Source organism: Kitasatospora cystarginea (assembly GCF_039533515.1).
GTDB lineage: Bacteria > Actinomycetota > Actinomycetes > Streptomycetales > Streptomycetaceae > Kitasatospora > Kitasatospora cystarginea.
The window spans coordinates 1-1,427 of sequence record NZ_BAAATR010000162.1 but is presented as its reverse complement, the minus strand read 5'-3'; the positions used below and the strand labels follow the sequence as shown (position 1 = coordinate 1,427).

Here is a 1,427-nt window from a genome sequence, read left to right as displayed (position 1 = left end):
GCTTCGAGCAGGCGCACCAGGCGACCGGCCAGTCCTTCCACCGTCGACCGCTCGAACAAGTCCGTGCTGAACTCCAGATCGACGTCCAGCCCGCCCGCCGGGCCCTCGTTCTCGAACACCTCGAAGGTGAGGTCGAACCGGGACACACCGAACCGGAGCTGCCCCACCCGGCTCTCCAGACCCGGGAGATCCACCCGCGCCGGCTCGTTGTTCTGGTACGCCAGCATGACTTGGAAGAGCGGGTGGAGTGCGTTGGTGCGGTGGGGGTTGAGGGTTTCGACTAGGTGGTTGAACGGGATGTCTTGGTTGGTGTAGGCGGTGAGGTCGGTGTTGCGGGTGCGTTCGAGGAGTTCGCGGAACGATGGGTCGCCGGTGGTGTTGTTGCGTAGGACGAGGGTGTTGACGAAGAAGCCGATGAGGTTGTCGGTGGCTTCGTCGGTGCGTCCGGCGATGGCGGTGCCGAGGGGGATGTCTGTGCCGGCGCCGAGGCGTGTGAGCAGGGTGGCGATGGCGGTTTGGATGACCATGAAGGTGCTGGCGCCGGTGGTGTGTGCCAGGCCTGTTAGGTGGGTGTGTAGTTGGGGGGTGATGTGGAAGGTGACTGTGTCGCCTTGGTGGCTGGGGGTGCTGGGGCGTGGGTGGTCGTAGGGCAGTGCGAGTTGTTCGGGGAGGTCCGCCAAGGTTTCTGTCCAGTAGGAGAGTTGGCGGTTGTGTTCGCTGTTGGGGTCTTCGGGGTTGCCGAGGAGTTGGTTGTGCCAGAGGACGTAGTCGGCGTAGTGGGTGGTGAGGGGTGTGAGTTTGGGGGTGTGGTTGTTGAGTCGGGCGGTGTAGGCGGTGGTGAGGTCGGTGGTGAGGGGGGTGAGGGACCAGCCGTCGGCGGCGATGTGGTGGAGGGTGAGGAGGAGGGTGTGGGTGGTTGGGCTGGTGGTGAAGAGGGTGGCGCGGATGGGGAGTTCGTTGCTCAGGTTGAAGGGTTTGGCGGCGTGGGTGGTGTGGTGGTGGGTGAGTTGGTCGGGGGTGGTGTGGATGTGGGTGAGGGTGAGGTGGGTGGGTTGGGTGGGGTGGATGTGTTGGTAGGGCTGGTCGTTGTGTTGGGGGTAGGTGGTGCGGAGGGGTTCGTGGTGGTTGATGAGGTCGTTGAGGGCTTGGGTGAGGGCGTGGGTGTTGAGGGTGCCGGTGAGGTGGATGGCGAGGGGGATGTTGTAGGTGGGGGTGGGTCCTTCGATTTGGTCGAGGATCCATAGGCGTTGTTGGGCGTGGGACAGCGGTAGGTGTTCGGGCCTTGTTTGGGTGGTGAGTGCGGGGCGGTTGCGGTTGTGTGGGTTTTGGTTCTGGGTGAGGTGGGCGAGTTGGGTGGTGGTGGGGTTGTCGAAGAGGTCGCGGATGGTGAGGTTGGTGTTGAGGGTGGTGTTGATGCGGGTGATGAG

The 1,427-nt window shown here is 64.1% G+C and carries 1 protein-coding gene; it reads right to left on the bottom strand.

Annotation, left to right across the window (positions count from 1 at the left end):
• A partial coding sequence (locus ABD369_RS40565; protein ID WP_344641656.1) for a condensation domain-containing protein occupies positions 1-1,427 on the bottom strand: 1,427 nt, incomplete at both ends.